At 61.5% G+C, this 3,572-nt stretch carries 5 protein-coding genes; all 5 read right to left on the minus strand.

Features of this window, described 5'->3' with window-relative positions; translation table 11 throughout:
* A partial coding sequence (locus tag NW820_RS08720) for a hypothetical protein (protein WP_414407265.1) occupies positions 1-557 on the minus strand: 557 nt, incomplete at its 3' end.
* A gap of 66 nt (positions 558-623) precedes the next feature.
* The gene (locus tag NW820_RS08725; RefSeq protein WP_414407266.1) at positions 624-2,585 is read right to left on the minus strand and encodes a ribulose bisphosphate carboxylase small subunit; all 1,962 of its coding nucleotides are present in this window, start codon (positions 2,583-2,585) and stop codon (positions 624-626) included.
* 71 nt (positions 2,586-2,656) lie between these two features.
* A complete protein-coding gene (locus tag NW820_RS08730; protein ID WP_011433394.1) occupies positions 2,657-2,956 on the minus strand; it encodes a EutN/CcmL family microcompartment protein in 300 nt (99 codons plus the stop codon).
* Complete coding sequence (locus tag NW820_RS08735; protein ID WP_011433395.1) at positions 2,956-3,297, minus strand: carbon dioxide-concentrating mechanism protein CcmK; 342 nt, start codon at positions 3,295-3,297, stop codon at positions 2,956-2,958. Before NW820_RS08735 ends, NW820_RS08730 begins: the two co-directional genes overlap by 1 nt.
* A 71-nt stretch (positions 3,298-3,368) precedes the next feature.
* On the minus strand, positions 3,369-3,572 hold a 204-nt coding region (locus NW820_RS08740; protein ID WP_414407267.1), incomplete at its 5' end, for a BMC domain-containing protein.

Below are 3,572 nucleotides of genomic sequence, written 5' to 3' on the forward strand. Positions count from 1 at the left end.
TTTTCTTGGGTTTGCTCGGCAGCTTCCTGCCAGCGGCGGGTTTGCTTTTCAACATTGGCCACCGGAGAACTGGGCGGGGGAGACGGCTCAGGCGACATCTCTGGAGCCATTTCCACTGCCGCCGGCGAGGGCTCTGCCGGGATGGGCTTGCTGCCGCCCGCTTCTTGGAGATCGAAACCATAGGTGGGATCCCCGAGCAGCGAGCCGGGGGGAATGACTGCTTGGCTGAGCACCGAACAATTCAGCACTGTGGTTTCTGAGCCGATGCAGGCGTTTTTGCCGATGGTGCCCTGCCCGATCACCAGCACCCCCATTCCCAAGGTTGCTCCCGCCTCCACGATGAGGGATCCCCCACAGGCGTGCAGAACGGATCCCATGCCGATACACGCGCCGCGCCCGATGTGAATTCGACAGCCGGGGTTGGCCCGCAGCAGCACCCCTGCCCCAATCCCCGCCCCGGCTTCCACCTGTACCTCACCACTGACAAAATAGCGAGTTTCGTCGTTCTGGCCAGGCAAGGCGCGGAGCGTCATGGAGTTGGGCAAAGTAGAGGCCAACAAAGTGCTCCTCATCGCTGGGGGGTTGGGCTTGAACCAACAGAGGTCAAAAAAAGCTGGGATCCCTCAAGGGGTTTGGATGATCTGCTCCAGCACTCGCCGTTTGGCTTTTGGGTCAATACCCAGCAGGCGGACGTATTCGCCGCGATGTTCCTCCAGACAGGCTTCCAGAGCTGCCACCACTTGCGGCACTTGGGTGGCCTCGATGGGGCTACAGCTTTGCCAAGAAGAGGTGCGAAAACGGCGCTTGTCCGCATGTTCGGTGCCGATGCGGTAGCCTTGGCTGAGCAACTGCTGCACCTGAGCCACCACCTCGGCATTGAGGCGGGTGCCAGAAGGGGATCCCTTGGGGGCAGAAGCAGGAGCCGCGGCAGCAGCAGCAGATTTTCCGCTAGGGGTTTGGATGATGCGCTCATAGACCCGCCGTTTGCCTTTGGGATCGATCCCCAGCAGGCGCACATATTCTCCCTGGTGCTCCGCCAGGGCAGCCGTCAGCTTAGCCAACACCTCTGGCCCGCGGGTGGCGCGAATGGCCGGCCCACTCTGCCAGGAAGAGGTTTTGAAGCGGCGCTCGTCGGCATATTCGTAGCCGATGCGATAGCCCTGAGCCAGCAGCCGATGCACCTCCTCCTGCACCTCCAGATCCAGGCCGGCACTGCCCCCTGCCGCAGGAGCCGTATCTGCCACCACGCCGGTTCCTGCAGGACTGCTGCTCACCTGGCCTTGCGGGGTTTGAATGACCTTCTCCAGCACCCGCCGTTTGCCTTTGGGATCGATCCCCAACAGGCGCACATATTCTCCCTGGTGCTCTGCTAGGGCAGCCTGAACAGCGGCCAGGATCTCCTGCGGCTGACCGCTCAAATTGCTCAAGGTCTGCCAAGAAGAGGTGCGGTAGCGGCGGGCATCGGCCACCTCCAGGCCAATGCGATACCCCTGCGCCAACAGCGTTCGGATTTCTTCCTCTAGCCCTGAGCCAGACTGAGGGCCGGATGTGCCAGAACTCGGGGCAGCGGCTGCCGAGACGCGGCTGGGCATCCCAGAAACCAGCGCCGGCCCATCGGGGGTTTGGATGATCTGCTCCAGCACCCGCCGTTTGGCCTTGGGATCGATCCCCAGTAGGCGCACATATTCTCCCTGGTGCTCCGCCAGGATGGCCCCCAGCGATCGCACCACCTCCGCCTCGTGGGTGCTGGCGATTGGGCTTTCGCTTTGCCAGGAAGAGGTTTTGAAGCGGCGAGCATCGGCATACTCTAGCCCCACGCGATAGCCTTGGGCCAACAGGGCACGAATTTGCTCCACCACCTCCGGCTTGAGAGGGGATCCGCCGCCGTTCCGGCCATTGCCGCGATGGGAAGAATGAGTCATGGGTGCCGTCTCCGTAGCCGTTGAGTTAGAGGTGCGCTGCAGTTCGTTGCGGATGGGAGCGATACAGACGAGGTTTTCGCTGCACTGGTAGCCCTCTCGCAGGGCTTGGTTGATGCCGATCACGTGTTGGGCAAACTTGGCATCGCTATCCTGGACGTCGGGCAGCCGGTCGGCCTCGGCCTGGGTGGTGATGATGGATCCAGAAGGCACGTACTTGCCTGGGGGGATCTCCACATCCTGGATCAGGCAATGCAACATGATGATGCAGCCATCCCCAACCCGAGCGTTGAACACCGTCGAGCGGAAGCCAATAAAGCAGTCGTTGCCCACGTAGGCCGGCCCGTGGATCAGAGCCATGTGGGCAATGGAAGTGTTTCTGCCAATCCAAACGGAGTAGGGTTGGCCGTCTTCTCCTATCACCCGCCCCTGTTCCAGGCCGTGGATGACCACCCCATCCTGAATGTTGGATCTGGCGCCAATGTGGAAGGGGGATCCCTCGTCAGCGCGAATGGAAGTTCCCGGGGCGATCAGCACCTCCGCTTCCACCCGCACATCCCCAATGAGGTTGGAGAAAGAATGCACGTAGGCTGTGGGATCGATCTTGGGCTCCGCCAGTCGGCGAGACCAGGGCGTTGGCGGTGCAGCATAGGTGTGAGCAGGCATAACCGTGAGCCTCTAGAACGCAGTAGGGCGGACAAGGGCAGCAAGAGAGATGAGAAGGGAAGGGATCCCAGCTAGCGTTGATCGCGCTTGTTGTAGAGAGAGCGACCGCCAACGCTGACCGTATCGATAATCGCCATCACCACTGCATCCAGCGGGCGAGTCTGGTTTCCTTGCGGCTGGCGAGCGGCACTGCCTTGGCTAACCAGCACCCACTCGTCAATGCCGGCCCCCACCGGATCGGCAGCCACAGCGTAATCGGGTTGCGGCTGGCCCTCGAGATCGACGTACTGCACCAACAAAAACTTCACGCCCGTCAAGCTGGGATCCTTCTGGGTGCTGGTGACGGTGCCCCGCACAATGGCAATACGCATCAGGGACGGGTGAAGGGACGGATGGCATTGACCCCTTCGCGGAACTGAGCCACATCCTCGGTGTAGCGAATGGGCAACACGTACTCCAGGTTCTCGTGGGGACGGGCGATAATGTGCCAAGACAACAACTGGCCGCCGTTCACCCGCTTCACCGAGTCAATGCCGGCAGCCACCGAGGCTTGCACCTCCGAGACATCCCCCCGCACGATCACGGTGACCCGACCGCTGCTGATTTTCTCGTAACCCACCAGGGTAACGCGGGCTGCCTTGACCATGGCGTCGGCAGCTTCTACCACTGCCGGGAAGCCCAGGGTTTCGATCATTCCAACTGCAATAGCCATAGGTACTCCTTACGCTGAAAGTGAAAGTGGGGTGCGAACTTTCTGGGGTGCGAACTTTACTGAAGTGGGGACTAGGTGCGGAACTGCTCTACCGCCTCGGTATAGCGGATGGGCAACACAAACTCCAGGTTCTCGTGGGGACGGGCAATGATGTGGTGGGAGAGAATCTCACCCCCGCTCACCCGCTTGGCAGACTCCAAACCGGCAGCCACCGAGGCTTGCACCTCCGAGACATCCCCCCGCACGATCACCGTGACCCGACCGCTGCCGATTTT

The organism is Synechococcus sp. R55.7, assembly GCF_047461955.1.
In the GTDB taxonomy this organism is placed as follows: domain Bacteria; phylum Cyanobacteriota; class Cyanobacteriia; order Thermostichales; family Thermostichaceae; genus Thermostichus.